Below are 25,169 nucleotides of genomic sequence, written 5' to 3' on the forward strand. Positions count from 1 at the left end.
CGCCGTCGTGACCGAGACGGGCCCGCCGTTCTGACCAGTTTGGACGGCCATAGGCCTCATAATGGATGTCCGATAAACGGGATGATCCTGCGCTGCGATTATTTTCCTCGTGCCGGGAACACCATCGCCATGTCCATCCATCAACAGCAGTATTCGGAAAGCAGCACCGCCCCTGCGGGTGCGTCGATGCCCCGCGCCATCGACATGGCATCGAAGTTGATGGTCCTCGGCGCAGTGGTATCCGTCGCCAACACGATCATTGCACTGGCCGCTCCGGGCGTGACCCACACCAGCACCACGAACAACGATCACACGCACAGCGCCGCCGTCTATGGCCCGGCCGCCGTTATCGGCGGCCTCCTCGGACTCGCGTTCTGGCTGTTGATGGCCCGGCTTGTCCGCCGCGGCCGCAAAAGCGCGCGGATCGTGTCGACGATCCTCATGGTCCTCGGAATCCTCGGCGTGTCCCTCGATATCGCCGGTGCGGCGCCGCCATGGTTCAAGGTCCTCGCCGTCATCCCCCCTCTGATCGGGGCCGTGTCGGTCGCCCTACTGTGGCGCCGCGATTCATCGGCCTTCTTCGACCGGACGCGTTGACCCTGCGACGCCGTCGGACGGCGCCCTCGCAAAGGGTGACGTCCTGACCTCGTCTCGCTTCCACGCGGTCGCGGGTACCGCGCCGACAAGTGCCCTAGCACCCGGTTTTCCTCATTCGCGTCCCTTACCTGGCCCTTCAGGTAAGGGACGCGAATGAGGACCGAAAGCGTCCACGCCGATCGCACGGTCACCATGGGCCTGTGGCGAACCCGCGCAGAGACGATGAGGTCCGTAGACAAAACCACACTCAGGCTGGCAAACGCGCGCCGTCATCAGCAACGGAGACCTGAACGCCTACTGGGCCTACCACCTGGCTCGCGAGCACCATCGCGTTCACCACGCCTACGACCAAGCCAAGTACGGCCTCACCGCCCCACCGCCGGAAACAGCGCACCATACTGGACTCGTGCCCCGCCCCGTCCTCCTGCTCGATGTCGACGGCGTCCTGAATCCCTACGGCACCACCGAGTGCCCGGCGGGGTTCATCGAACACGACCTGTTCCCCGGGGAAGACCCCGTCCGCCTCTGCCCGGCACACGGAGAATGGATCGACCAGCTCCAGCAGGTCTTCGACATCGCGTGGGCCACGGGCTGGAACGACGAGGCCAACCGCCTGCTGGCTCCGCTCCTGGGCATCCAGACGCTCCCGGTGGCCACCATGCCACCGATCCCCTTCCAGCCCCGCGACAAAGTACCGGCGATCGCCCGGTTCGTCGGGCGACGCCCCGCCGTCTGGATCGACGACCTGCACACGCCAGAAGCCTGGACATGGAGCACCACCCGCCGACAGCCCACCCTCCTCATCCCCGTCAGCCCCACCACGGGCCTGACCCGACAAGCAGTCAACCGGGCACTGACCTGGGCGAAGCAGGCTTAACACTGCTCCCTTCGGGAGAGCCGCACCTGGAGCGGTCAGCTTCACCGCCGAGCAGCTTGCCAGTTGCGCAGCTGATCTCGACAAGATTCGCGACGGTCTCGTACGGCAGCCGCCAATGCCCAACTGACCAGCGCGTATTCGCGGCCAAGTCGAGTGCGTTGGTAGAACCAGCGTGATCGCGCTCGGTGGCGCCGTTGCCGGTCGCGCCGGTGGGTGCCCCCGAAGGCGGCTGAACGATCGGTCCCGACGGCCACCGCCGTGACCTGTGCGCGGGTTCCGCGTACCAATGGATTGCGCGAAGCCCCGCGCCGGATCGACCGCCCAGCCGGCCTCGGTGCACATCACCGCTGTGGACGCCCGCGGACTTCGGCTCCATCGAGCCTGTCGTCAGCGCGGCGCTCGCGCACACCGGCCGGGCCGCCACCTGGTGGTCGAAACGCGTCACTCCTGCGCTCGTTGCACGACGCCGTACAGCACCGTGCGATCAGCGCCTGTGGGCGAGTGCGGGCGAGCCGGATCAGGTCGGGTCCCCTTCCAGATCGGTTCGCTTCTGCAACTCTCCGCGTGCCCACATCCGGCGGGCGGCGTCGAAGCACTGATACGGCGCGTTCACCTGGTCGGCGAGTTGCTGGCCCTTGGTGTTGTTGATTTCGTCGGCCTTGTTGTCCGCCTCGGTGCCCGGCCTCGCCTCTTCGTGTGCGTTGCCGAGCTGGGTGGCGAAGTCCGCGCCGAACGCCTTCTTCAGGTAGCACTGCCACAGCGCGTGGCGGACCGCGTTCTGCTCCTCGGCGTCCGTCATATGCCTGACTTCGAAATAGACGAGGGCGTAGACGAACAGGACCCGGTCCACGGGGACGTTCGAGCCCCGCACGACGTTGTACTCCTCCTCGGAGAAGTTCTTCCCGAACCATTCCACGTATTCTGCGAGCTGGGTGAAAGGATAACCTATGGTTTGCAGGCGGTTCGCCAGGTCGACCAGCCTCTGCGCCAGTTTCGTGATGAATTCATGGTAGATCCGCGTGACCATCGAAGGCGGACCCGACGGGGACGAGTCCCACATGAACTTCGAAACCCAGGCTGCGTCCTCGGGTTTCAGCCCCCCGTACATCGCCGCCGTCAACCCCGCCACGGTCGCCGGCTGTGGGGAGTTGTGCAGCTTGTACCACACTGCCGCCAGGAGACCTATTCCGGCGGCGAACAGCAGAGTGGTGGTGGCGATGAACCGCCGGTTCAGTTGTGCCGTCGAATCCATTGTGGGGTACACGTCCTGGGACGGAACGGTGTTACACACACACCAGAATCCTACCCCGGCGGGTACCTCCATGGTCATGGTCCAGTCGCCTGGCATGGGGTTCCTGATGACGAGGCACTGAATCGACGAACCCGACATGATCACCAGTTGGTTGTCGTCCTGGATGTCGTGGTCGTACACGGTTCCGTCAGGGCCGGTGGTCGTCATCACCGCGCCGACCGGGAATTCGGCGTTGTCGACACTCCTGGTGAGGACAACGTAGAGATACGGTGCCCCCTCCTCGACGGTCAACGCGTGGCTCGAAGTGTGCCTCTGGTCGGGGCCGTCGGTGTTGCCGCATTGACAGTAGGCGTATGAATTCCTGCCGTGCAGGTCGAACCAGGTGGAGCGGATGGCCGGCAGCGTCAGAGTCGAATAGAAGAGCCCGTTGGATGACGACTGGTGGGTCTCCACTGCCGACTGCGCGTTGCACGTGACCTTCGGGGCCTCGCCGTCGGTGTAATGCTGACTCACCTCGTCCTTCCATGTGATCAGGTCCACGTCGATTTGACCGGTGCCGCGGTACCAGAGCGTGGTGCCTGCCTGGGACTGGTGTACTTCTACGACCAGCCCGTCGTTGGTGATGGCGACGGAGGGGGTAATTCCTTGGTCGTATTCGATGCTTCCGCCCCAGTCGATTCTGTCGCCGTTGACCTTGCCGACGTGGTACCAGAGTGTGCTGGCGCCTTGTGACTGGTGTACTTCTACGACCACCCCGTCATTGGTGATGGCGACGGAGGGGGTGACTCCTTGGTCGTATTCGATGCTTCCGCCCCAGTCGATTCTGTCGCCGTTGACCTTGCCGACGTGGTACCAGAGCGTGTTGGCGCCTTGTGACTGGTGTACTTCTACGACCACCCCGTCGTCGGTGATGGCGACGGAGGGGGTAATTCCTTGGTCGTATTCGATGCTTCCGCCCCAGTCGATCCTGTCCCCATTGACCCTGCCAACGTGATACCAGAGCGTGTTGCTGGCCTGGGACCGGTGTACTTCCACGACCACCCCGTCATTGGTGACGGCGACGGAGGGGGTGACTCCTTGGTCGTACTCGATGCTTCCGCCCCAGTCGATCTCGTCGCCGTTGACCTTGCCGACGTGATACCAGAGCGTGTTGCTGGCCTGGGACCGGTGTACTTCCACAAGCACGTTTCCGGCATTCAGGGCGACGGCCGGTGATGTGCCGGTGTCGTAGCGGGCGGCGTCACCGAAGTTCTGATCTCCGACGGGCGAGCCCCCGTCAACGCCCGGGAGCATCGGCCTTGAGCCTGGATCATCCAGGATTCGCTTGATTGCAGTGTGCAACGGAAAACTGCTTATGGCCTCGGTCATGGCCATACCTCGCAATCTCTGATTGCCGCGATGAAGGAGAGATGGAACTCAACCAACTCGACCCGCGCGATGCGAAAATGGAGGTGCTAGAACTTGTCCAGGTCGATCGCCCATGTCATTGTTCCGCCCAACCCCATTTTGATCACGTAACTGACCTTGTAGCCGAGCGACCTCTCATCGTCGTAACTGACGAACAGGCCGGTCTCGGTGCTGTAGGCGTAGGGGGTCAGGGTCGGTTCGTCCCACCGCTGAACGTCGAGTTCCCCACTCGCAATCTTGTCGAGGATCTCGTAGTAGGCGAGAATGCCGGGAGTAGCGGTGGCCGGCCCGGCCGGCCCTGCGCTGCTGAATGGCTTCCCGTAGCCGTCGGCGTCCTGGGTGACAACATAGGTCCGCCCGTAGGTCGGCATCCCCAGCACGATCTTCTCCCGGGGAATGCTTGCTTTGAGGTAGGATTCCACCGTGTCCTTGACGTCAAAAGTTCCGCCGGGTGAAGAATCCTGCAGGAGAGGCGCGTTGGCGCCCGTTCCGGCCTGCGGATCGTCAAATGCCCCATGGTAGTCGTATGCCATGACGTTGAACCAGTCCAAGAACGGGGCGCATTGAGCCAGCCATTGGAAGAACGCGTCGCCGGTTCTGCTGCCTTTGGGGACGGCGGCGGAGGCCATCGTGATGAGGAAATCCTGCCCGGCCGCCTGGCGAAGTTCACTCAGTAGCGCGAGGCAGTTGTCGTAGTCGGCGTCCTGACCGCCGCGTGCCGGGTCCCCCGGGTATTCCCAGTCGATGTCGATACCGTCGAAACCGTAACGTCCGGCATAGTCGATCACAGAATCGATGAACTGCGCCCTGCCACCCGGGTCGGCTGCCATCGCACTGAACAGCTTGCAGGTGAAAGGACCGTAGGGGTGTGCCGTCCCGGCCGTCTCGGGTGTGTCGTCGCACGAGTTGAAGCTCCAGCCGCCGATCGCCAGCAGCGTTTTCAGGCTGGGGTTCTGCTGCTTCAGTTCCTGCATCGCAGGGTACAGGACCTGCTGATCATTCCATTCCACGGGTTGGATCGTGTAGTCGCCCGTATAGCGTTGCTCTCCGGTTCGTGTCGGCGAGGGGTCGACGCTCCAACTGACGAACCCGATCATTCCAAAGGCAAAATTGACATGCGTGAACAGAGACGGATCGATCTGATCGGGAGTGAATTTGCCTCCGCCCTGACGATACTGTGCCCAGTTGCCAAAATACCCCACAGACCTGTAAGCCATTTCGGTTCCCCTCTCCGACTCTTCTGCTTTCGATCCCTGTTCTTCCAGATCCTGTTTCCGCAAGGGGCGCAGCCGCCGGTCAGCGGATCGGGGCTGGGACCGTACTGGCCGGCGGGCTGACAGCGGTGTCGGTGATGCCGTAGCGGTTCCCGCTGTCGAGAGGATCGCGCCGTCGCAGAGCGCCCCTGGCCAGAAGGTCGCCGCTAAGACTGGAGCGTTCCTGCGGAGAGCCGTCGCACCATTCGACGCTGTCAGGCCCGGTCACAGCCGCGATGTCGTTGACCCACCGGAGCAAGGCCTGATGAGTGACGGGGGAGCGTCGTCGGGGGGTCATCGGAACCTGGCCTCTCGTTCGGTTACGCGCCTGGTGCCGATCGGCATGTCAGTGCTGTCGAACCAGCAGGCGAACTGTCCACCCGGAGTCACTTCCTGGTTGACAGCATCGGTCTTGCCCAGGGTGCGCCACGCACCGTGATTGAGTCGATCCCCTCTGCTGGAAGGGCGAAGGTACAGCTAGCACTACCAACCGGAAACAGCATGGGGGTAGCTCCGGCGGGTGACTGCGTCGATCAGGTTTGGAGGGTGTGTTCCTCCTGATAGCGGGCCGTATCGGCAGCGCGTTCCCTGGGTCCGTCCGTGTAGGGATGCTTGCTGTCGTTCACTCTGCGATATAGAGTTCTCTGAAACGTAGACAACTCTAAGAAGTAAGGTGATGGCTGAGGGACCAGAGAGCTCGACGCAGACGGCACTTCAGGAAGTGGTCGAGGGCACCGAGCGGCTGCGGCGGCGGGTGCGCGGCGACCGGCATGCGTCTTCGGTGCCGCTGCTGATCTTCGGCGCGCTGACCCTTGTCGGCGCCGTGCGGGTGAGCGCCGCCGACTCGTGGGACGCCTACTGGTTGCTGGCCGGGCCGAGCGGGTTCCTCGGGACCTGGTGGTGGTACTCGCGGCAGGAGGCCCAGACCGGGGTCGGCCGGGGGCGCGGGTCCTACCTGCCGCTGGGTGTCGCGGTGCTGCTCGCCCTGCTTGTCCTGCCGCTGGGGTTCGTCGCGCCGATCCAGGCGGTCGCGCTCGGTCTTGTCGTCATCTCGATCCGGCAGCGCAACGCCTATCTCGGCCTGTGGGCAGTGATATTCGGAATCATCGGTTGGCTGGAAGGGCACTCCTACCTCACCAACAAATTCGATGAGCGCACCTACTCATCCGGGTACGACTTCGGCTACCTCGACCACTCGGGCCACGCGGTATTCGCGCTGACCGGTCTGGCCCTCCTCGCCGGCGGCGGGGCCGCGCTGTGGAAGGAGAGCCGTCCGTGACCGGGGCCAGTAGCGAGACCAGCGTCGATGCCGGTGAGGAGGGCGGCGGTCATCCGACCACGACGCTCAACGATGTCGTTCACCAGCGGGTCAGGCTCGGCATCCTCACCGTCCTACAGGAGACGCAGCGCGCCGATTTCGGCTATTTGAAGTCGGCTTTGGAGCTCACCGACGGGAACCTCGGGCGCCACATCGAGATCCTCGAAAAACAAGGTCTGGTGGCGACCACCAAGGGCTACCAGGGGCGACGGCCGCGCACCTGGGTCGAGATCACGGCCGACGGCCGGCGGGCGCTGGCGGTGGAGATGAAAGCGCTCAAGCGGCTCCTCACGCGGTTCGAGAACAGTGAGGAATCCGCCGGGAGCGACTGAATCCGGCCGCTCTTTCGTAGGCCGTGTTGGGAGCGTCCAACGAAGCATGCGCAGTTGGGGCGGCGTAAGCATGCCTGCAATTCCTGCCTTTCTTCCCTCTTTTGCTAGGATGAGTTACCTTGACCTTTCGCAAGTCATCCATGGGCGGGACCCGCCGCATGAAGACGCTCTACCCGCTCGTCGCCGCGGCTCTGGTCGTGACCGGTGTCGTCGTCACCTTCGATGAGCGGCCGGATCCGCCAGAACTGCTCGGCGGAGGGATCGCCGTCGGCCGGGACGGCAAGGCGATCGCGATACCGCCCGGGAGGCGCGGCCGCTACGTCCCGCATACGAGCTTCTTTGTTCCTGCCGACCCGCATCTGCTCAGTACATACGCCGTGCCGGCTGCGGGAGAGGCGCAGCGATCACTCGACTGGCTGAAGAAGGGGAACGTTCCCGGTTCCTCGGCCCCGTACGGTGAGATGGTCGAACGCGCCCTGCTCGACCTGCGGTTACTGACCAGCGACAACGGTGCGAGGGTCGCGGCCCTGCAACCGAAATGGCGTTATGTGTGGCCCCGTGACGCTAGCTTCACCGTGGCGGCCCTCAGTGTGACGCGGCATCATTTCGAGGCCCGGCAGATTCTGGACTTCTTGCGCAGGATCCACCCTGGCCAGGGAATTTGGCAGGCACGGTATCTGCCCGACGGATCCGGAAAGGTGCCGGACGACCGAGGTGAACAGATCGATGGTTCCGGGTGGGTGCCCTGGGCCGTCTGGGTGTGGTTCACCTCGAACACGGATCGGCGGAATGCGGCCCAGGCTCTGCAAGAGCTATGGCCCACCGTCGCCAGTTCCGCCGACGCGGCCGCACGCTCGCTGGGAAAGGAAGGCCTTCCCCCGGCGTCGGCGGACTACTGGGAGAAACGCGAGCGAAGGACCACCCTCGGGACTGCCGCACCGCTCCTGCTCGGCCTGCGGGCCGCGACCGACCTCGCCAGAAAGACCGGCCGGAATGCCGACGCCGGACGCTGGTCGCAGGCCGCGCGTCGGCTCGACGCCGCGATCACGAGCACGTTCGGAAGATCCGGTTATCCCCGGACCGCACCGGACGGCGGGGCGGACACAGCCGTCACCTTCCTCGCCCCGCCCTTCGCTCCGCACGACCCCGGCGTCGACCACGCCGTCGCCGAGGCCGCCGGGAAGCTCGCGCTGGCGAACGGCGGCATGAAGCCCGGTTCGGCCTGGAAACGCGATGGCATCGCCTGGACCGCCGAGACCGCGTTCTTCGCCCTGGCCGAGGCCTCCTCAGGTCGCGGGCAGCAGGCCCGGGGCCGGCTCGCGTGGCTGGCCGCGCACCGGACACCGCTGGGGGCACTGCCGGAGAAGGTCGACCCGGCAGGAAAGCCGGTCTCGGTCGCCCCCTTGAGCTGGAGCGCCGCGATGGTCGTGCTCGCCGCGGCCGCGCTGGAATCCAGCCTCGGTCTCGCCCCGCCCAGACAATGAACCTGGTCCCGGCGCCGGCACGATCATCACGAGTCGTAGCCTGATTCGTCGGTCGCGCGCGGACCAACGACAGACGACCCCGACGCCGGCCTTGGCGGTCATGGGGCTTGGCGGGAATTGAATGGCCATTGGCGTTAGCGAGCCGTCGCGGCTCGGACCATCGTCACTGGCCGTTCTGGTACTGAGCAGGCCCGGTCTGATGCGGTCGTGGTCCAGGGCTTCTTCGGTCTGATGGTAGTCGTTTCCGGGGCGTAGTTCCAGGCTGGGGAGTTGTTCGGTGATCCCTAGCGCGGTGCGGAGGGTGCGCGGCGGCATTTAGGGGGAGTCCGCGCTCCTGTTTCGGACGGGGAGAAGTCTCTTGGAGCTGGGGGTGCCCTGGCTTTGCAGTTTGTCCAGGCAGTGGAGGGAGTCGCCGGGGAGGGCGTGCCCGCGGGGAGCGAGTTTGGCGACTGCCCGGCAAGAATCCTGCATCCACACCGTTTATAGCTCTCCGTAGTCACCCATGCGCTAATTGCTACATCCGTTGACCCCCCGCACTTCGAGGAGCTTCAGATGAAGAAGATCGTCGCGCTAGTGGTGCCCCCGGCCCTCCTGGCGATCGGGCTGGCCACCGGCGTCGGCTCCGCCGGCGCCGCCCCCGTCGCGAGGCTGGACCTCTTCTCCGAGGACGACTTCTTGGGCAAGATCCACCACGTCACCGCCAAAGAGGACTGCGTGCCGCTCTCCCGGATGTTCGAGACCAAATCGGCCAAAAACACCTCCACCTACGATGCGGAGCTGTACGAGAACGCGACCTGCTCCGGGGCGAGCAAAGCGGAGGTCCCCGTCAATGGCGCAATCCCCAACCTGACTACCGCCATCAAGGTGCAGTCGGTCTACTTCACCTATCCCGACTAGTGAACAACCCCGAGCCTCACAGCCAGGGCGGGCGGCTGGATGACCTGACCCTCTGGCGCTGAAGGCAGAAGGCCCCTCTCCCGGAAGGCATCTGGGAGAGGGGCCTCAGGGATGTGCGGGCCTACTGCTGGCCAACAGTTGCTAACCCTCATGGGGGCCATAGGTGCTCACACGAGGTTTTCGTTTATGCACATTCGGGGGCGGTGGCCGTGCAAACGGCGTGTTCGTGGGCGTCAGGGAGTAATGATGTTGGACGGTTCGTCCCGCCAGGCCACCTGACGGTCGGGGCCCACGGTCATTCCGAAAGCGGCCTGGTCGGGGCGGCCCCATTCCACCCACCGCATGTACGCGCCGGCGACCTCGTCCCACAGGCGCCGCGGACCGGCCTGCCAGACCTGGTGCTCGCCGTCGCCCTGCCGGACCCGCGCCCAGGACGTGGCCGCCGTGTCCGCCAGCTCCAGCTCGATCACGCCGTCGCGAATGCGAGGGGCGCCCATGACGTCCGGGAGCGCGGCGGTGATCGCCACGTCCGCGCCGTGGCTGCCCGTTACCTCGCCGGGGTCGAGATGGGTGACGGTCGCCTCCGCGTCCGTGATGTCGTCGGGGATTCGCAGGGTGCTGCGCTGGCCCCGGAGGATCATGTAGTTGGCGCCGCCGACGAGCCGGCCGGACGCGCGGCCGTCGCCGGTGACGGTCAGCAGCGCCTTGTGGCCCCCGCCGTACTCCGGCATCCACGGGAGGACGAGGCGTCCGCCGGGCCGGGTCTGCTCGACCCAGCTGTAGGGGACGCGGTCGACGCCGCAGGTGACGTGGACGCCGTCGAACGGCGCATGGTCGGGGGCGCCGAACGTGCCGTCGGCGGTGATGACGTGCGGATCGAACCCGGCCATGGCCAGGGTCTCGCGAGCGGTGGCGGCGAGGCCGGCGTCGACCTCCACGGTGGTGACGTACGCGCCGAGCGCCGCGAGGAGCGCCGCCGTCCAGCCGGTGCCGGTGCCGATCTCCAGGAGCCGGTCACCGGGTCGGACGCGGAGCAGTTCCAGGAACGCGACGACGACGCCCGGCGAGGAGAGCGAGGACGTGGCCTCGGCAACGCCGCGGGCCGGGTCGCCGGCTCCGTCGTCTACCTGGGTGACGATGGACCCGTCGCTGTACACCGCGTCCCACCAGCCGCTCGGATCGGTGTCGCGGTCGATGCCGCGGCGGGGGCCGGGCCCGTCCGCCGCGTACCAGCCGCGGGTCGGCGCGAACAAGTGCCGGGGGGCGGCGTGCAGGGCGTCGCGGAGGCGGGGGCTGGTGAGGTGGCCGTCGACCTGGAGCGCGTCGGCGAGGGCCTCGGTTCGCGCGCCCGGGTCGGTGGTGTGGACGGTCATTCGCCCTTGCCCTTGCCGGGCTTGCCCTTTTCGTCCTTCTCGGCTGGTGGGATCGGCACACCCGGGCGGTGGGCGTCGCCTTCGCTCTTGTCGCCGTGCCTGCCCATGGAGGGTTCCCTTCGCGGCGGGGTCATGGTCGGCCTGATGTCCAGCAGACCAGGGACGTCACCAACCGTACTAGTCACATGACCGAGAGTGGCCAGTTACCGACGAAGCAGCTTGATCGGCTTTGGGCTGGGGCGGTCAGCACGTTGAATGGAAGAGGCCGCCGACGAGTTCGGTCTCCGCCAGTTCGTTGTAGAGCTGGACGGCGGCGGTCGTTTCCTCCATGCGCACTTCGATCCCTTGGGCTTCTAGGAGCTTCAGCGTCTCGGGCATGGTGTTCAGGCGCAGCTTCATGCCGCGGCTGAGCACGACCACCGTGCAGCCGTGGTCGAGGAGTTCTTGGACGTCGGCGGGCTGGATGCCCGGCTCATGCCGGGTGCCGTGTTCGGACCAGTCCCAGGGGCGGCCACCGCCTGGATACAGCGTGAAGTCCTTGCCCGGCGCCAGACCCTCGACCTCCATGCGGCCCCAGGACACATGGGTGATCCGAGGTGACCTGTCCATGCGTTTCCTTCCGTTCCGAATCGGCTCGGGACCCCATTACCGGCGACGAGATGCGGCGGGCCGCGGGTGGCTGCACGTCGATTTCGAGCCCTAACGCGACGCTTTTACGTTGACGCGTGCGGCTTTCGGCCTACGAAGGGGATCGGTGTAGCGCTGAAGGGCTCGGTCAGCTGAGCGGTTCGGCCAGGCCGACGACGATGCCCTCGGGGCCGCGGACGTAGCAGAGCAGGTAGGCGTCCTCGAATCGGACGATCTCGCCGACCAGTTCGGCGCCGTGGGACTGGAGACGGGCGACCACGTCATTGATGTCGTCGACGGCGAACATGACGCGGCGGATGCCCAGGGTGTTCGTGGGCGCGGGCTGCGGCTCCGGTCTGATGGGCGCCGGTTGGTGGAAGCGCGCGAGCTCGATTCCGCTGCTGCCGTCCGGGGTGCGCAGCATGGCGATGTCCTGCCGGACGTCGTCGAGCCCGATGACACGTTCCACCCACCGCCCCTCAAGCGGGCCCTTGCCCTGGAGCTCCAGGCCGAGTTCGACGAAGAACGCGATAACGGCTTCTAGGTCTTCGACGACGATGAGTACGTTGTCCATCCGCTGGATCGCCATGGGCCGAGCGTAGTGGACCCCGGTGACGAAACCTCCGCGCCGCGGTCATCGCCTGCGTGACAGCCAGGCCACCACCGTCCCCACCAGGATGAGGATTATTGCGGCGACAGCGGCGATGATGACTACTAGGAACTGCATGGAAATTTCCTTTGCGAGAGGCCCCGGAATCGATTCTCCGGGAGGGGGGTGGGCAATGCCGCGTCAGGGCCGGTTCGACTGAATCCATGGCGTCCCCGTTGTCGCCAGCTCTTCCAGTTCGCGGCCGTCTTGCAGTTGGTCGAGATAGCAGATGCGAATCCATCCGGACGTGCGGTCCTCCCATGGCGGGCGCCGAGAGGAATGACCCAGTCGTCGTGCCTGGTGAGGGGGCGGGGTCCAGGGGGCCTGCTTTTTCCACAGCATCAGGGTCGGGCGGGGGCGGGGCCCTCCCGTATTCGCCACTTCCAGTGCGCCGATCTCGTCCCAGCTATAGTCCGCTCGGCGCCTTCCCCACACGATGGAGACTCCTTCGGGGCGGATGCTCAGGTGACGAGGACCGGCCAGTTCGACCAACGTCATAACGAACTGGGCCATGATGAAGATGAGAAGTGCCAGAAGGGTTCCGAGCAGGATCCCGAACGTGATCAGGTCGACCGGTGAGGCGTCCACCGGGAGAAGCAGCGAGCACAGGATCGTGAGAACCACGAAGGAAATGTGCAGGGAGCCGAGTCGGGAGGTCACCACTTTGGCGGCCCGGATTCGGCTGGTGAAGACCGGTGGATATTGTCCAGGGGACGCTTTGACCGGCGGAGCCGCTGGGGACGGGGTGTCAAGAGTTGTCGGGCTTGACGTCGGCTCTGTGGCGTCGTTCGAAAGCCGGGGCGACCGGCCGTAGGCGGTGTTGCGGGCCAGGCCGAAGTGGTGGACGGTGTCGGTCCCGCGCTGGTTGGGACGGGGCAGCCCGCGGCGGTGCAGGCGGTGGGCCAGGCGGCCGTACAGGGTGTGGAAGGTGAGGAGTTCGGGCCCGTCCGGTAGGCCTTCGCCGATCAGGTCCAGCAATTCCTGGGTGAAGGACGTTCCGGTGGTGTGCTGCTGATTGAGCGGGACGACATGGGCCGGGCCTTCCGCGGCGGTCAGCGTGTACACGCCCTCGATGCTGGTGCAGTCGGCGACGGTGTCCAGGCCGCTCAGAGCGCTGATGGCCCGGCCTGAGTAGCAGCAGTCGAGGATGACGACCGAGACGCGCGCCGGGCTCGTGCTCAGCGCGCGTTGGACGTGGTGGAATTCGACGCCGGTCAGGTCGGGGTCGGAGCTGGTGGTGTCGGTCAGCGTGAGCGTGAGGTTTCCGCGTTCGCTGATGACGCCGTGGCCGACGTAGTAGAGCAGGAAGGTCCCGGTGGTGCTCTCGGTCATGCGCCGGATGCGCTGCACCAGCCACGCGGCGCCCTGGGGATCGGCGATGGTGGTGACCTGGTCGCGCGGCCAGCCGCCGCGGGCCGGGTCGGTGAGCATCTCGTACATGCCCGCCAGACTGTTGGCGGCGGCGGGCACGCCAGTGAACTCCGCGTCGTGGAAACGGGAGGTGCCGATCAGAAGGGCGCGGGAGTCGGCCAGATCGGTTCGCGGCTCAGTCGGAGGCGCCATGGTGATGCCGCAGCAGTTCCGCGATGAGACGTGGCGCCTCGGCTGCGTCCGCCGTCTCCAGTTCCAGTCGCTCTCCGTCCTCGGTGGTGAGGGTGAACTTCACCTTCGGGCGGCGGCTTCGGATCCAGGCCGGAAGGGTCTGGGCCAGCACGGCGGACACGCCGCCGGACCCGACCGCGACCATCACCGCGTCCAGCGTCCCGCCCAGTTCTTCTGCTCCCGGCGCCCGCCGCCGGACGCGGACGTGCCCGGCCAGCCGCCGGTCGGCGCGCAACCATTCCAGGAGCCGGGCGTGTTCACCGGCCTCGTCGCCGCCGGTGACCTCGATCTGAAGGTCCATTTATCTCCGACCCCGCCGCCCCGCCCCGCGCTCGTCAGCCTTCTTGATACGCCGTTCGCAGCATCTCAGGGAAGGCGGGTGCGGTGCAGGGAATTGGCCACGGAGCGCCAAGATCCGGTTTCTCGGCTCGCGAGGGCCGCCGGGCTTGGGCTTGGACGGCTCGTCCCGGGCCGGTCTATCTTGTCCTCGCCCGCCGAGGTCGTTTCGCATGCGAAGGGGTCCTTGCCCATGGCGTCCGGTAAGCCCAGCGTTCTTTTCGTGTGCGTCCACAATGCGGGGCGCTCCCAGATGGCCGCCGCGTTCCTCGCCCATTTGGCGGGGGACGCCGTGGAGGTGCGCTCGGCGGGGTCGGCCCCGGCGGGGGAGGTGAACCCGGTCGTCGTGGACGCGATGTCCGAGGTCGGCATCGACGTTTCCGCCGAAACTCCCAAGATCCTCACGGTGGACGCCGTTCAGGCCAGCGACGTGTGCGTCACCATGGGCTGCGGCGACTCCTGCCCCGTCTTCCCTGGTAAGCGCTACCTCGATTGGCCCGTGGCCGACCCCGCGGGGCAGGGGATCGAGGCTGTTCGGCCCGTTCGGGACGAGATCGAGAGGCGCGTCCGGGGCCTGATCGAGGAACTCGGCGTTCAGGGGCTCGCGTGAACCGGCGACGACCGGGAGGTCGGTGGGGCGGACCGGCGGCGATTCCGGTCCGTCGCACCGCGTCCAGGCGTTGTTCCAGCGGTCACCCGGCCAGCGGACGAGCGAGTGGTGCCCTCGTGTAGCGCGTGAGGACGGCGGCGCCGATCTGTTCCGACGACGCGCACGCGAGGTGCGTGGTCGGGCCGTCGACGGGGAAGAGGTGCTCGCCGGTGCCGAGGATCGTTGGGAAGACCAGCAGCCGGTACTCCTCGACCAGGTCCGCGGCCATCAGTGCCCGCCCGATGCTCAGGCTGCCGGCGACGATCACGTCGCGCCGCTCGCGCTTCACGGCGTCGATGAGGTCACCGTCGACGAGTCGCGAGTTCTCCCAGGCCGACGTGTCGGGCAGCGAGCGGGAGGCGACGAGTTTCGGGACGGCGTTCATGCGTTGGGAGAACGGGTCGTCGCGTCCCGGCCAGAGCTGCGCGAACGAGTGCCAGGTCTTGCGTCCCAGCAGCAGGACCCCGTCGTCCAGCGTGCTTCCGAGGCGGAACTTGTCGCCGTCCGCCGTGCCCGGGCCGTGCCGGAACGCCCAGCCGCCGGTCGGTGTCCCGTCGGCGCCGTCCGGGTCGGTGACGATTCCGTCCAGGGTGGTGAACGCGATGACGATGGTGCTCACGATGGTGTCCCTCCGGTTGATGCTCGCCCGTACATACCGGTGGCGTCGGCCGGACTCATCGCGACTCGGTGGAAGAAATCCTCTCGGGCAGGGCGAACGCCCGGAACACGTCCGGATCGGAGAACACGACGTTGCGCGCGAGCCGGCCGTGGACGACTGTGAAGACCTGCAAGGTGTGCATGCGAAGTTCGCCGTCGGGTGCCGGCGCGTATGCGGCGAGCGCTGGTTGGCCGTTGGCGGTCAGTTGCCGCATGGCCCAGCCGGGGCCCCACATCTCGAACACGCGGTCCATGAACAGGCCGTAGTCGCGGCTGCCCCGGTACCAGAGCGGCACCGGCGGCATCTCCATGACGGCGTCGTCGGTGAGGAGCCGCACGAGCGCCGGGACGTCGGCCGCCTCGAACGCGCGCGCGTACCGCTGAATCACCTCTTGGACGTCGGGATCGTCCGGCTCGGCGACCTCGTCCATGTCCCCCACGTCCGTGAGCGCGGCGCGGGCCCGTTGGAGCGTGCTGTTGACGGCCGGGACCGTGGTCTCCAACTGCGCGGCGACCTCCGCCGCGCGAAATTCCAGGACGTCGCGCAGGACGAGCACGGCCCGCTGGCGTGGGGGGAGTACCTGGAGCGCCGCCACCAGCGCGATCCGCAGGTCGGCCCGCATGTCCGTGTCGAACCGCGCGTCGGGGAACGGCTGGAGCCAGGGGACGTCGAGCGCCGGTGCGAGCGGCGCCCCGGGGTCGTCGCTCGGGGCTCCGAGCCCGGACGGCAGGGGACGCCGCGCGCGTCCCTCCAGCGCGGTCAAACACACATTGGTGGCGATCCGGTACAACCAGGTGCGGACGGAGGCGCGCGCGGCGTCGTAGCGGTCGCGGGCCTTCCACGCACGCAGCATGGTCTCCTGGACGAGGTCCTCCGCTTCGTGAAAGGAGCCCGTCATCCGATAGCAGTGCGCCACCAACTCGCCCCGGTAGGGCTCGAAGTCCATTCGCCCATCATCGCCTACCCGATGGTGCCGGACGGCGCGAGGGTTCGGCGGCGTCGCAGGTGAGGGCGGTCGGCTCGGCCCCGCCGCGCGCTGGGCGACGATGCCGCGGGCCCGGCGGGTACCGTGATGATCATGGGAACTGCTTCCTCACTGGACGGGCGGCGCTTCCGGGCCGTCCAGGACACCGTCGGCGGCGAGGTCGGCACCGAGACCGAGTTCACCTACCACGAGGACGGCGGCGAGGTCTGGGCCGAGTACGGCGGCGGTGGCGTCCGGCGGGGATTCCTGGTCGGGACCCGCGAAGGCGACCGGCTCGACTTCCGCTACAGCCAGCTCAACTCCGAGGGCGGGACGTCCAGCGGCCACTGCGTCACGGCGATCACCACCCTGCCGGACGGGCGGATCCGCCTCGACGAGACCTGGGAGTGGGAGTCGCGCCCCGGCTCGGGCACCAGCGCCGTCGAGGAACTGCGCTGACCCGCCGCGCCGAGTAGGCACACCGGAGCACCCCGACGCGCCAAATGCCGCGGACGCCCTCGCCGGGCGAGGGCGTCCTGCGTGGGCCCTCTCAGGCGAGGGCGGCGGCGTCCTGTCCGGCGAACAGTTCGATCAGTGCCTCCACGTCGTGGTCGGCCTCGGTCGGGTGCCGGAAGGGTTGATGCGCGTTGACGGTGTAGCTGTTGCGGCGTCCGATCCGGGTGCGGGTGATGTACCCCGCCTCCTCCAGGTCGTTGATGATGAGTTGAGCCGCGCGTTCGGTGATCCCGATCTCCTGTGCCACGTCCCGTACGCGTGCGTCGGGATCGCGGGCCAGATGGATCAGCACCCGTGCATGGTTGGTCAGGAACGTCCATGGCTTGGCGTTCGGCCGACTCGGCGTCGTCTCCATCCGTTCACCCCTCGTCCAGTACGCATCCTTGCACCCCGAGGGGGCAGCGGGGGATGCTCCCCGACGGGCGCGAGGTGTGGGTCACAGACATCATACGAGATTGATTTGACGAATAATATTTCAGGTATTAACTTTGCCCTGTTCGTCGTTGTCCTGTGTCTGTGACCGCTAGGAGAGTTCCGTGCTGGTGCGATCCAACGAGCCGCAGCTCGCGAGTTCCGGCCCGCCCCCGACAGGGGCGTCGCCGGACGGCCCCGCTCGTCCCGGACGAGGGGAGTTGAGGATGGAGACCTGCCACGAGGGCCGGTACACCGTCCTTACGCTGACGGGAAGCCTGGTGGCGGACACGGTGGTGACCGCCGAGGCCCGCGTCCTGACGACGATCGTCCTCGCGGAGGCGCCGCTGGCCCTCGTGCTGGACCTCTCCAAGCTGGAGATGGTCGACCTCCACGGCGCCCACCTGCTGAGCAAGGCCCAGTTCGCGGTCCGCGCCGCGCGCGGGACTCTGCACCTGATCGCGCCGCCCGGAGCCCCGGCCCGCGGCGCGCTGAGCCGGTACCTGCTCGGGTCCACGGTGGAGCGGCGAGAGGATCTCAAGCTGCTGACCGGCTGAGACGCGCCCCTGGTACAGGCTGCTGTACCGCGATTCGGCCCGCTGGCCGGATCGCCGCGCGGAGTCCGGGTCCCTAGCGTCGGGACGAACGATCATCTCGTCGCGCGGGGGCCGGGCGAGTCCTTCCCGGCCTCCGCCTCCCAGGAGGACCCGTGAAGTCCAGACCCTTCGCCGGAGGGGCGGCAGCCCGTCCCCTCCGGCTGGCCATGACCGCGCTCGCCGCGACCCTGCTGTGGTTCGGCGTATCGGCACCGTCCGCGCTCGCCTCGCCGGCTCCGCCCGGCGCGTCCACCATGATCATTGGCGGTTCGGACGCCACCGAGCCCTACTCGTTCATGGTCTCCGTCCAGGACGCGGGCGGGCACTTCTGCGGGGGCAGCCTGATCACCGGCGACTGGGTGGTCACGGCCCGGCACTGCGTCGAGGGCAGGAATCCCGCGGATCTACAGCTGCGCATCGGGAGCCTTCGCAAGGACGAGGGCGGGACGGTCCGCGGGGTCGAGCGCTTCGTCACCCACCCCGAGAGCGACACCGCGACCCACGACATCGCGCTCGTCAGGCTCGACCAGCCGGTCGCGGACGCGCCGGTTCCGGTGGACGTCCGGCAGCCCGCAGGCACCCCGGCCCGGCTGCTGGGATGGGGATGCACCCTCCCCGGCCAGGTCTGCGGCGAGGAGGGCAGGCCGGCGGTGCTCCAGCAGCTCGACTCGGCCGTCCGCGAGCCGACCGCCTGCACGAACCAGGTGACGCCCCTCGACCCGGCCTCCGAGGTCTGCACCGGCAACCCCGAGACCCAGGCGGGCCCCTGCTTCGGTGACTCCGGCGGACCGCTGCTGCGCCGGGACGGCACCGGCTGGAAGCTCATCGGCGCGTTCAGCCGCGTCGAGATCAAGCCCCCGGACCCGGGCCAGCCCAACGAGCCCCCGAACTGCCGCAGCGGAATGGGCATCTACACCGACGTCCCCGCCCACCGGGAATGGATCGACGGCGTCATTTCGTCGACGTCCTGAAACACCCACGCCCCGGCGCGGCGACCGACCCCGCGCCGGGGCGTTCGCGTGCCGGGAGCGCTGTCGGAGGCACGGCATAGCGTTGCGGTATGGAAGAACACGCGGTGCCCATCCTGCCCAGCCGGGACCTGGACGAGACGCGGGAGTTCTACGCGCGGCTGGGATTCGAGACGCACGGATCGTGGCTGGACGCCGGTTACCTCATGGTGGCGCGCGGGGACGTGCAGCTGCATTTCTGGCACCACCCCGAGGTCGATCCGCTGACCACCGCCGGCGCCTGTTATGTGTACGTCGAGGACGCGGACGCCCTTCATCGCGCGTGGGACGAGATCGGCGTCCCCACCGAGGAGGCCACCGGCAGCCGGCTCGTCCCGCCGCAGGACACCGACTACGGCATGCGCGAGTTCGCGCTCGTGGACCGCAGCGGCAACCTGCTGCGCGTCGGCAGCTCCGCGACCGCTTGATGGGACGTGTTGACGCAGGTCAACCCTGGTGCGAGCGTGGAAGGTGATGGTGAAAGGGGGACCATCATGTTGGAGATCAAGAGCATCGACAAGCCCGACGAGCGGCGCGACTTCCCGAAGGGGCATCTGGAGGTCCTCCAGATGACCGGCCTGGTGTTCGCCCGCGCGACGTTCGAGCCCGGCTGGCGCTGGACGGAGTCGCTCCGGGACATCGCGGGCACCGACCTGTGCGAGGTGCACCACAACGGGTACATCGTCCAGGGCCGATTGCGCGTCCGCATGCGGGACGGCGGCGAACAGGAGGGCGGCCCCGGCGACGCGTTCGTGGTCACGCCCGGGCACGACGCCTGGGTCGTCGGCGACGAGGCGTGCGTCGTGTTCGACTTCGCCGGGGGCATGGACGAGTACGCGAAGGCCGACTGAGCGCGCCGGGGCCCTGAACGCCGGGGCCCTGAACGCCGTGGCCTGAGCGCGGGGCTCCCGGGCCTCCGGGAGCCCCGCGTCCGGCCTACTTGAGCGTGAGGTTCTGCGACTGGAGCGCCTCGTCCAGCGGCTGGAAGTACGACTGGTAGTTGGCGCGGCAGGCACCGGTGGTGCCGCCGGAGACGATGCCGACGGCGACCGTGCCGGCCTGCAACGAGCCGCCGCTGTCGCCCGGCTGGGTGCAGGCGGTGGTCTCGATCAGGCCCGAGACCGTGCCCTCCTGGTAGTTGACCGTGCGGTCATAGCCGCGGATCGTCCCGGACGTCGTATTGGTGGTCGAGCCCTTCTTCTGGATCTGGGAGCCGACCGCCGGGCGCCCGACCGAGGTGAGCTGGGCGTTGTCGTTCTTGAGCGACCCGTTGGTCACCCGGATCGTCCCGTAGTCGTCGCCCGGGAATCTGCTGGCCTCCCGGGTGCCGAGGGTCTGGCCGTCCTTGGTCGTCCAGTCCGCGCTGATCCGCGTGCAGTGCCCGGCGGTGACGACGAACTCCGCGCCGCCGCCGACGGCGATCGCCGACACCGAGCAGCGCGAGCCGCCGGTGATGATCGCGTCGCCGGGCCCGACCATCGGACGCGGCGCCGCCGCCACCCGGCGGACCCGGACGATCTCGCCCAGCGCCCGCGCGCGTTTCACGAACGCCCTGGTCGCGGCGTCGTTGTCGGCGCGGGGCACATCGACGACGACGCTGTTGGAGACGACGTCGACGCCCCAGGCCAGCCCGGTCGTCCCCGGGGTGCCCGCGAGCCGGTCGAGCCTGGCCTTGGCGCCGGTCAGCTGCCGGATGCCGTGGGCGACGACGCGCGCCCGCGCTCCGGCTGCCGTGACCTGCCGCGCGGCGGCCGCGTCGGTGACGTTGACGACGAGGTTGCCCGCGCCGTCGAGGTAGGAGCCCGCCTGCCGGGCGCCGAGCCGTCCGGTGATCTGGTCGGCGAGCGCGGTCTGCCGGATCTGGACGTCCCGGTTCTGGACGTCCTGGACGGGATCCGTCCGGGCCGATGCCTGAACGGTCCCGAACGCCGGGAGCGTGATCAACGCCGCGGCACTCAGCAGGGGGATCGTCGCGCGTTTGAGGCGCATTCCACGGTTCACGTTCGTCCACCTTTCGCCGCCGGTGGGGCCGCTAGCACTCCGGCGGCAGTTCGGGGGTTGCGGGGGGCGTCCGGGTCACGGGAACTCTCCGGCACGAGCCTCATGACCGGCCGTCTGTGACAGGAAGGTACTTCGCGAAGCTGTCGGTAACCAGATTCCAGCCGCAACTGAAATTTCAGCCCGCCCTGAATATCAGTCAACCGCCGCAAGATCACAACGACTTCCATCGAAAAGCGATCGGGCTGCCGTGCTCGTCGGTTGGCCTCGTGCGGTGTACAAGGCGGTAGTTCCTGCTCCTGATGTTCGCCGTAAAAATCGATGCGCCGAAGCCACGACGCTCTGTTCAAACGCGGCCCCTGTCTCGGGCGCCTACGTTCCCCTTGATATCGGTCTTTGTTGCGATTCGGGTGCCGGCGGAGATTGGGTCAGGCCGCTGCTGTGCCAGGCGAGGTGTTTTATCGACAACGACTTCGAGTGACTTTTCGCGTTCCTCAAGTTCGGGTGACGTTGTGGTGTAGATCACAACTTCTTGGAATCTGGCTTCGACGTGCTGCTCGTCGCCGAAGGCGGCTGAACGTCGATTGTAGGGAAAGTGTGCGGAAGAGTGACCATGATCGCGGAGGTCATGTTTGCGGAACGAATCAACCGTTCATCGCCAGTCAAGTAGGGTTCGGCTCGTGGCGGGCATCTCTGCGTGCCATAAAATCGCTCCTAAGCGGCCCTCAAGCTGGGGTCATTACATATGGTAAAAACGTGATTGGAGCACATCCACGATGCGGTGCGGCTGGCAAAGCGGTGTTGACCGGGTTTCGTGCTTATCGTTAACCTATAGTTGCTTCGCGGGGCAATTCGGTCATGACATCCCACAGAGGAGACACTGCCGTGCCTTTCAACGAGAACTCGATCGCTGAGCTGGATGAACTCACCGCCGACGAACTCACCGAGATTCTGGACCTCGACGTTCAGATCGACTCGGTCACCGATGCCCCCGCCCCGCAGCTGTGCGGCTTCACCCAGGCCTCTCAGCTCTGCACCTTCACCTGCTGAGGGCCTTAGCCGGCTGAGGTGAACCCAGCGGAGGTCCTCGGTGCGCGGTCTGTGCCCAGCACCGGGGACCTCCGCTTCCGGGCCGTTGACAAGGTCGCAGCGGAATGGGCCTTGGGAAGGAAGTGCGCAGGTGGCTGATCCGCCGATCATTGCGCCGGAAACCCTCGAATGCGCGGACTTCGCGCTTCTTCGGACCCCCGCGTATCCGCGTTCGGAAGCCGACCGGACCCTGGTGGACATTGTCCCGGGCCGCTCCGACGAGCGCGCCCTCTTGACCGGGCTGATCACCCGGCTGGTCGCCGACCAGCGACTGATGGAGGCCGTCGCCTTCTCAAGTCCCCCACTGTTTCAAGAAGCACGGGCCATCGCGAGCGGTGGAGGCGGCGAGCGCAAACTCTCGACGATACGGCGTGTCACTTACTCGCTTTCCAGCTATCTGCTGAGGATGTCGACCCGGGCGACTCCCTTCGGGCTGCTGGCGGGCGCGACGGTCGCTCACTTCGGTTCGAGGCCCAAGGCCGAGTATCGCGCGAACGACCGAAAGCATCCGCAGGTCGACCTCGCGTGGCTGCGAGACGTCCTGACCGGGCTGCGCGACGATCCTCGGGTTCTGGCCGGCCTGCCGGTCCAGGCGAACAAAGCGGTCCGGTTCAAGGGCGGGCGGATCATCCTGCCCTACCTGCCTCCGGCGGCCAGTGACGATCCCGCCGACCACAAGACCGGAAGCCTGTCGCTCAGGCTGACACCGGTCACCGCCGAAATCGTTTCGCAGGCGGCGGCAGAGGTGAAGTCGACCACCCTGGTGCAGCGTGTCGCTGAGAACCTGGGTGTGCAGCCGAAGATCGTGCTTGCGGTGGTTCGGCAGCTCATCGGCAACGAGATCCTGCTGACCGGGCTCCAGCCGTCACTGGTGGCGGCCGATGTGCTCGGCGAGGCCCTGGGGCGGCTCGAACACGTCCCAGATCATCCGGTCGTACGGTCGCTGCGCCAGCTGCATGACGCCCTGGTGCGCTATGCCGACGAACCGGACGAGAAGAGACTGGCGCTGCTTCAGCGGATGATCGAGCAGGCTGGTGAGCTGTCCCCGGCCGCGCACAAGCTACGGGTCGACCTCGAGATCGATGCGGATGTCACCCTGCCCTCCATAGTCGCCACCGAGTTGGCGGAGGCCGTCCGCGTCCTGTGCCGGGTCATGCCCGTGTACATCGGAGTGCCGGCTCTGCGCGGATTTCACCTGGCGTTCCTGGAGCGCTACGGCACCGACCGGCTGGTCCCGGTCAAGGACCTGCTCGACCCCGACATCGGGCTCGGTGCCCCCGCGGAATACCAGTGCCCGCCCAGCTCGCGCGATGATCCCGCCTTCACGCCCGACACGGCCACGCGGGACCAGGTGGTCGCCGAAATGGTCGCGGATGCGATCCGGACGGGTGCGCGCGAGGTGGAGTTGACGGATGAACTGGTCGAAAGGCTGGCCAGTCCGGAATCTGGTGCCCTGCCCGCCTCTCTCGACTTCTACGCTCATCTGGTCGCGCCCTCGTTGGAGGCAATGAGCACCGGGGACTTTCGGCTGGTGGCGAGCCCCGCACCAGGCGCACAACGGGGTGGGACGTCTTTTGGCCGGTTCCTGCACATGCTCGGGACGCAGGCGGGCCCGGTGATGGAGTTCGGCCGCGAGGTGCCGCTCGGGAACGGGGCGCCGCTTCCGGCGGACCTCGTCTACCACACACGCTTTCCGCGTGCTCTCAACGTGGTGCAGGCACCCCCCAGGTTCGACCATCGGATCACGCTCGGGGAAATCGACGCCAACGGTCCAGTGGAGGAGGTGGATCTAGATGACTTGGAAGTCGGCGCCGACATGAAAGGCCTGTTCCTGTACTCGAGGAGGAGGCGGCGCCGGGTCGTTCCCTCGGCCAACCATGTCCTCAACCCCGATCGCCAGGCCGCCAACCTCGCCAGGTTCCTGTCCGATGTCGGTTACGAGGGAACCCGCGTATGGACGGCATGGAACTGGGGAGAGTTGGACCGCTTTCCCTTCCTTCCCCGGCTTCGGTATCGGCGCACCGTGCTCTATCCAGCCACCTGGCGGATAAATGACCCGAGGATCACCGATTCCAGCGAGCATTTCGACATTTGGCGGCAGGCGCTCCTCGAATGGCGCAAGAACTGGGGGGTGCCCGACCGGGTTCAGCTCTGGTCCATCGGCGACCACCGGATCGTCCTTGACCTGACCAATGCATTTCACCTGCAGATCCTGCGGCGCGAGATCGGTCGAAGCTCCGAACTGGTGGTACGTGAGGTTCTCGCGGGTGAGGACTATCCCGACGGCTGGCTCACCGGACCCGGCGGCGGCTATGTCTGCGAGCTTGTCGTGCCGATGGTAAATACAACGATGAAGCGTCGCGAGCGTGCGCGCAGGACAGGCCCTTTGCCATCTCAGAACGCCGCGCCGCCACGCTGGGAGCGTGCGCTGAGTCACCTGCCCGGGTCCGACTGGCTCTGCGCGAACATATATTGCTCACCCGAGGCACAAAGCGCTCTGGTGGCCGGGCCGCTGAAGAAGATATGCCACACGGTGTCGAGTCGCGGTTGGGCTGATCGTTGGTTCTTTCTGCGGTACCGGGACCGGGCGGACCATGTGCGACTACGGTTTCACGGGGCTCGTGAAACAGTGACCGGACCGCTGCTTTCACAGTTTCACGAGTGGATGGCCGACCTGCATGCCGACGGTCAGATCGGGTGGCTCTCGTTGGAGTCGTACGAACCTGAGATCGAGCGGTACGGCGGGGTTCGTGCGATGAAGGCGGCCGAAGAGTACTTCACAGCCGACAGCGAGCTCGCGATGAATTTCGCCGCGCTTTTGCGCGGCCGTGCCCTGCCTCTCGATGAGACACTGTTGTGTGCCATCGGAATCGCGGATCTGGTCACCCGGTTCCGGCAGTCCCTCGAACAGTCGGCCCCACTCGCCCAGGACCCCGAGTACCGCCGTGCTTTCACTGACCGGCGCAGAGAGGCGGTGAAGCTGATCGATCCGGTCGCGAAGTGGACGGGGCTTCGAGCGACTCCGGAGGGCGAGCATGTGGTCGCGCTTTTGCGGGCGCGGTCTTCGGCACTGTGCTGCTACGCGACCACGATCAGGGAGTTGACCGCCGCCGGCCAGTGCAGTAACTCGCCTGAGAAGATCCTGGACAGCCTCGTCCACATGTTCTGCAATCGCGTCATGGGGATCGGCCAGGACCGTGAGCGGCGCGCGGTCGCCGTGGCGTTGGGAGCGCTCCAGGCCAACCTCGACAAGCGCCGCTTCATGGGCTGAGACATG

General features: G+C 67.1%; 26 protein-coding genes. 14 read left to right on the forward strand and 12 right to left on the reverse strand.

Annotated elements, in window-relative coordinates:
• The first annotated feature begins 81 nt into the window (after nt 1-81).
• Together K2F47_RS13125 and K2F47_RS13130 are read left to right on the forward strand one after the other, a co-directional pair.
• A complete protein-coding gene (locus K2F47_RS13125) occupies nt 82-597 on the forward strand; it encodes a hypothetical protein (protein WP_242903124.1) in 516 nt (171 codons plus the stop codon).
• Between the two features lie 406 nt (nt 598-1,003).
• On the forward strand, nt 1,004-1,474 hold the full coding sequence (locus K2F47_RS13130) for an HAD domain-containing protein (RefSeq protein ID WP_242903125.1): 471 nt from the start codon (nt 1,004-1,006) through the stop codon (nt 1,472-1,474).
• Nucleotides 1,475-1,991: 517 nt separating this feature from the next.
• Here the strand turns inward: K2F47_RS13130 and K2F47_RS13135 are convergent.
• The 3 genes from K2F47_RS13135 to K2F47_RS41710 all read right to left on the reverse strand — a co-directional run bounded on the left by K2F47_RS13135 (nt 1,992) and on the right by K2F47_RS41710 (nt 5,684).
• Nucleotides 1,992-4,100 carry a DUF6973 domain-containing protein gene (locus K2F47_RS13135; RefSeq protein WP_242903126.1) on the reverse strand — a complete coding sequence of 703 codons (2,109 nt, stop codon included), beginning with the start codon at nt 4,098-4,100 and terminating at the stop codon, nt 1,992-1,994.
• Between the two features lie 80 nt (nt 4,101-4,180).
• Nucleotides 4,181-5,413, reverse strand: a complete 1,233-nt coding sequence (locus K2F47_RS13140; RefSeq protein WP_242903127.1) for a glycosyl hydrolase family 18 protein — start codon at nt 5,411-5,413, stop codon at nt 4,181-4,183.
• 16 nt (nt 5,414-5,429) lie between these two features.
• Nucleotides 5,430-5,684 carry a hypothetical protein gene (locus K2F47_RS41710; RefSeq protein ID WP_372490847.1) on the reverse strand — a complete coding sequence of 85 codons (255 nt, stop codon included), beginning with the start codon at nt 5,682-5,684 and terminating at the stop codon, nt 5,430-5,432.
• Between the two features lie 378 nt (nt 5,685-6,062).
• On the opposite strand from K2F47_RS41710, the gene K2F47_RS13145 reads away from it, so the two are divergent.
• The 4 genes from K2F47_RS13145 to K2F47_RS13160 all read left to right on the forward strand — a co-directional run bounded on the left by K2F47_RS13145 (nt 6,063) and on the right by K2F47_RS13160 (nt 9,417).
• Nucleotides 6,063-6,665 carry a hypothetical protein gene (locus K2F47_RS13145; RefSeq protein ID WP_242903128.1) on the forward strand — a complete coding sequence of 201 codons (603 nt, stop codon included), beginning with the start codon at nt 6,063-6,065 and terminating at the stop codon, nt 6,663-6,665.
• Nucleotides 6,662-7,036: a winged helix-turn-helix domain-containing protein gene (locus K2F47_RS13150; protein ID WP_242903129.1), complete on the forward strand. Its 375-nt coding sequence runs from the start codon at nt 6,662-6,664 to the stop codon at nt 7,034-7,036. Before K2F47_RS13145 ends, K2F47_RS13150 begins: the two co-directional genes overlap by 4 nt.
• Nucleotides 7,037-7,155: 119 nt before the next feature.
• A complete protein-coding gene (locus K2F47_RS13155) occupies nt 7,156-8,520 on the forward strand; it encodes a glycoside hydrolase family 15 protein (RefSeq protein ID WP_242903130.1) in 1,365 nt (454 codons plus the stop codon).
• Nucleotides 8,521-9,072: 552 nt separating this feature from the next.
• Nucleotides 9,073-9,417: a hypothetical protein gene (locus K2F47_RS13160; protein ID WP_242903131.1), complete on the forward strand. Its 345-nt coding sequence runs from the start codon at nt 9,073-9,075 to the stop codon at nt 9,415-9,417.
• Between the two features lie 233 nt (nt 9,418-9,650).
• Here the strand turns inward: K2F47_RS13160 and K2F47_RS13165 are convergent, their stop codons facing one another.
• From K2F47_RS13165 to K2F47_RS13185, 5 genes are all read right to left on the reverse strand, one after another.
• Nucleotides 9,651-10,790 carry a methyltransferase domain-containing protein gene (locus tag K2F47_RS13165; protein WP_242903132.1) on the reverse strand — a complete coding sequence of 380 codons (1,140 nt, stop codon included), beginning with the start codon at nt 10,788-10,790 and terminating at the stop codon, nt 9,651-9,653.
• 243 nt (nt 10,791-11,033) lie between these two features.
• Nucleotides 11,034-11,399 (reverse strand): Mth938-like domain-containing protein, encoded by a 366-nt coding sequence (locus K2F47_RS13170; protein ID WP_242903133.1) that lies wholly within the window; start codon nt 11,397-11,399, stop codon nt 11,034-11,036.
• Between the two features lie 166 nt (nt 11,400-11,565).
• Nucleotides 11,566-12,006: a VOC family protein gene (locus K2F47_RS13175; protein ID WP_242903134.1), complete on the reverse strand. Its 441-nt coding sequence runs from the start codon at nt 12,004-12,006 to the stop codon at nt 11,566-11,568.
• 201 nt (nt 12,007-12,207) lie between these two features.
• Nucleotides 12,208-13,629, reverse strand: coding sequence for a caspase, EACC1-associated type (locus K2F47_RS13180; RefSeq protein WP_242903135.1), 1,422 nt, complete (start codon nt 13,627-13,629; stop codon nt 12,208-12,210).
• Entirely contained in the window at nt 13,613-13,969 is a 357-nt protein-coding gene (locus K2F47_RS13185) for an effector-associated constant component EACC1 (protein WP_242903136.1), read from the reverse strand. Before K2F47_RS13185 ends, K2F47_RS13180 begins: the two co-directional genes overlap by 17 nt.
• A 228-nt stretch (nt 13,970-14,197) precedes the next feature.
• Between K2F47_RS13185 and K2F47_RS13190 the strand changes: the two genes are divergently transcribed.
• The gene (locus K2F47_RS13190; protein ID WP_242903137.1) at nt 14,198-14,614 is read left to right on the forward strand and encodes an arsenate reductase ArsC; all 417 of its coding nucleotides are present in this window, start codon (nt 14,198-14,200) and stop codon (nt 14,612-14,614) included.
• Nucleotides 14,615-14,696: 82 nt separating this feature from the next.
• On the opposite strand, the gene K2F47_RS13195 is transcribed toward K2F47_RS13190, so the two are convergent.
• Both K2F47_RS13195 and K2F47_RS13200 read right to left on the reverse strand, forming a co-directional pair.
• Entirely contained in the window at nt 14,697-15,272 is a 576-nt protein-coding gene (locus K2F47_RS13195) for a dihydrofolate reductase family protein (RefSeq protein WP_242903138.1), read from the reverse strand.
• A 55-nt stretch (nt 15,273-15,327) separates the two neighbouring features.
• Entirely contained in the window at nt 15,328-16,359 is a 1,032-nt protein-coding gene (locus K2F47_RS13200; RefSeq protein ID WP_308198429.1) for an RNA polymerase subunit sigma-70, read from the reverse strand.
• Between the two features lie 30 nt (nt 16,360-16,389).
• On the opposite strand from K2F47_RS13200, the gene K2F47_RS13205 reads away from it, so the two are divergent.
• Nucleotides 16,390-16,734, forward strand: coding sequence for an avidin-fold protein (locus K2F47_RS13205; protein ID WP_242903140.1), 345 nt, complete (start codon nt 16,390-16,392; stop codon nt 16,732-16,734).
• Nucleotides 16,735-16,825: 91 nt separating this feature from the next.
• Here the strand turns inward: K2F47_RS13205 and K2F47_RS13210 are convergent, their stop codons facing one another.
• On the reverse strand, nt 16,826-17,146 hold the full coding sequence (locus tag K2F47_RS13210) for a helix-turn-helix transcriptional regulator (protein ID WP_242903141.1): 321 nt from the start codon (nt 17,144-17,146) through the stop codon (nt 16,826-16,828).
• Between the two features lie 283 nt (nt 17,147-17,429).
• Between K2F47_RS13210 and K2F47_RS13215 the strand changes: the two genes are divergently transcribed.
• The 4 genes from K2F47_RS13215 (at nt 17,430) to K2F47_RS13230 (ending at nt 19,656) form a co-directional block, all read left to right on the forward strand.
• A complete protein-coding gene (locus K2F47_RS13215; RefSeq protein ID WP_242903142.1) occupies nt 17,430-17,759 on the forward strand; it encodes an STAS domain-containing protein in 330 nt (109 codons plus the stop codon).
• 152 nt (nt 17,760-17,911) lie between these two features.
• Nucleotides 17,912-18,769 carry a S1 family peptidase gene (locus K2F47_RS13220; protein ID WP_242903143.1) on the forward strand — a complete coding sequence of 286 codons (858 nt, stop codon included), beginning with the start codon at nt 17,912-17,914 and terminating at the stop codon, nt 18,767-18,769.
• Between the two features lie 89 nt (nt 18,770-18,858).
• A complete protein-coding gene (locus K2F47_RS13225; RefSeq protein WP_242903144.1) occupies nt 18,859-19,233 on the forward strand; it encodes a bleomycin resistance protein in 375 nt (124 codons plus the stop codon).
• A 66-nt stretch (nt 19,234-19,299) separates the two neighbouring features.
• Nucleotides 19,300-19,656, forward strand: a complete 357-nt coding sequence (locus tag K2F47_RS13230) for a cupin domain-containing protein (protein ID WP_242903145.1) — start codon at nt 19,300-19,302, stop codon at nt 19,654-19,656.
• An 85-nt stretch (nt 19,657-19,741) separates the two neighbouring features.
• Here the strand turns inward: K2F47_RS13230 and K2F47_RS13235 are convergent, their stop codons facing one another.
• A complete protein-coding gene (locus K2F47_RS13235; protein WP_242903146.1) occupies nt 19,742-20,806 on the reverse strand; it encodes a S1 family peptidase in 1,065 nt (354 codons plus the stop codon).
• An 882-nt stretch (nt 20,807-21,688) separates the two neighbouring features.
• Here K2F47_RS13235 and K2F47_RS13240 point away from each other — a divergent pair.
• Together K2F47_RS13240 and K2F47_RS13245 are read left to right on the forward strand one after the other, a co-directional pair.
• Nucleotides 21,689-21,853 carry a hypothetical protein gene (locus K2F47_RS13240; RefSeq protein ID WP_242903147.1) on the forward strand — a complete coding sequence of 55 codons (165 nt, stop codon included), beginning with the start codon at nt 21,689-21,691 and terminating at the stop codon, nt 21,851-21,853.
• A gap of 130 nt (nt 21,854-21,983) precedes the next feature.
• Nucleotides 21,984-25,163 (forward strand): lantibiotic dehydratase, encoded by a 3,180-nt coding sequence (locus K2F47_RS13245; protein ID WP_242903148.1) that lies wholly within the window; start codon nt 21,984-21,986, stop codon nt 25,161-25,163.
• Nucleotides 25,164-25,169 lie beyond the last annotated feature (6 nt).

The organism is Actinomadura terrae, from assembly GCF_022751215.1.
GTDB classification, from domain to species: domain Bacteria; phylum Actinomycetota; class Actinomycetes; order Streptosporangiales; family Streptosporangiaceae; genus Spirillospora; species Spirillospora terrae.

Excerpts from the sequence above, each read along its gene's own strand:
- K2F47_RS13125 (WP_242903124.1), top strand. The coding sequence starts at position 82 with ATGATCCTGCGCTGCGATTATTTTCCTCGTGCCGGGAACACCATCGCC.
- K2F47_RS13135 (WP_242903126.1), bottom strand. The coding sequence starts at position 4,100 with ATGGCCATGACCGAGGCCATAAGCAGTTTTCCGTTGCACACTGCAATC.
- K2F47_RS41710 (WP_372490847.1), bottom strand. The coding sequence starts at position 5,684 with ATGACCCCCCGACGACGCTCCCCCGTCACTCATCAGGCCTTGCTCCGG.
- K2F47_RS13145 (WP_242903128.1), top strand. The coding sequence starts at position 6,063 with ATGGCTGAGGGACCAGAGAGCTCGACGCAGACGGCACTTCAGGAAGTG.
- K2F47_RS13160 (WP_242903131.1), top strand. The coding sequence starts at position 9,073 with ATGAAGAAGATCGTCGCGCTAGTGGTGCCCCCGGCCCTCCTGGCGATC.
- K2F47_RS13165 (WP_242903132.1), bottom strand. The coding sequence starts at position 10,790 with ATGACCGTCCACACCACCGACCCGGGCGCGCGAACCGAGGCCCTCGCC.
- K2F47_RS13170 (WP_242903133.1), bottom strand. The coding sequence starts at position 11,399 with ATGGACAGGTCACCTCGGATCACCCATGTGTCCTGGGGCCGCATGGAG.
- K2F47_RS13175 (WP_242903134.1), bottom strand. The coding sequence starts at position 12,006 with ATGGCGATCCAGCGGATGGACAACGTACTCATCGTCGTCGAAGACCTA.
- K2F47_RS13180 (WP_242903135.1), bottom strand. The coding sequence starts at position 13,629 with ATGGCGCCTCCGACTGAGCCGCGAACCGATCTGGCCGACTCCCGCGCC.
- K2F47_RS13185 (WP_242903136.1), bottom strand. The coding sequence starts at position 13,969 with ATGGACCTTCAGATCGAGGTCACCGGCGGCGACGAGGCCGGTGAACAC.
- K2F47_RS13190 (WP_242903137.1), top strand. The coding sequence starts at position 14,198 with ATGGCGTCCGGTAAGCCCAGCGTTCTTTTCGTGTGCGTCCACAATGCG.
- K2F47_RS13205 (WP_242903140.1), top strand. The coding sequence starts at position 16,390 with ATGGGAACTGCTTCCTCACTGGACGGGCGGCGCTTCCGGGCCGTCCAG.
- K2F47_RS13210 (WP_242903141.1), bottom strand. The coding sequence starts at position 17,146 with ATGGAGACGACGCCGAGTCGGCCGAACGCCAAGCCATGGACGTTCCTG.
- K2F47_RS13215 (WP_242903142.1), top strand. The coding sequence starts at position 17,430 with ATGGAGACCTGCCACGAGGGCCGGTACACCGTCCTTACGCTGACGGGA.
- K2F47_RS13225 (WP_242903144.1), top strand. The coding sequence starts at position 18,859 with ATGGAAGAACACGCGGTGCCCATCCTGCCCAGCCGGGACCTGGACGAG.
- K2F47_RS13230 (WP_242903145.1), top strand. The coding sequence starts at position 19,300 with ATGTTGGAGATCAAGAGCATCGACAAGCCCGACGAGCGGCGCGACTTC.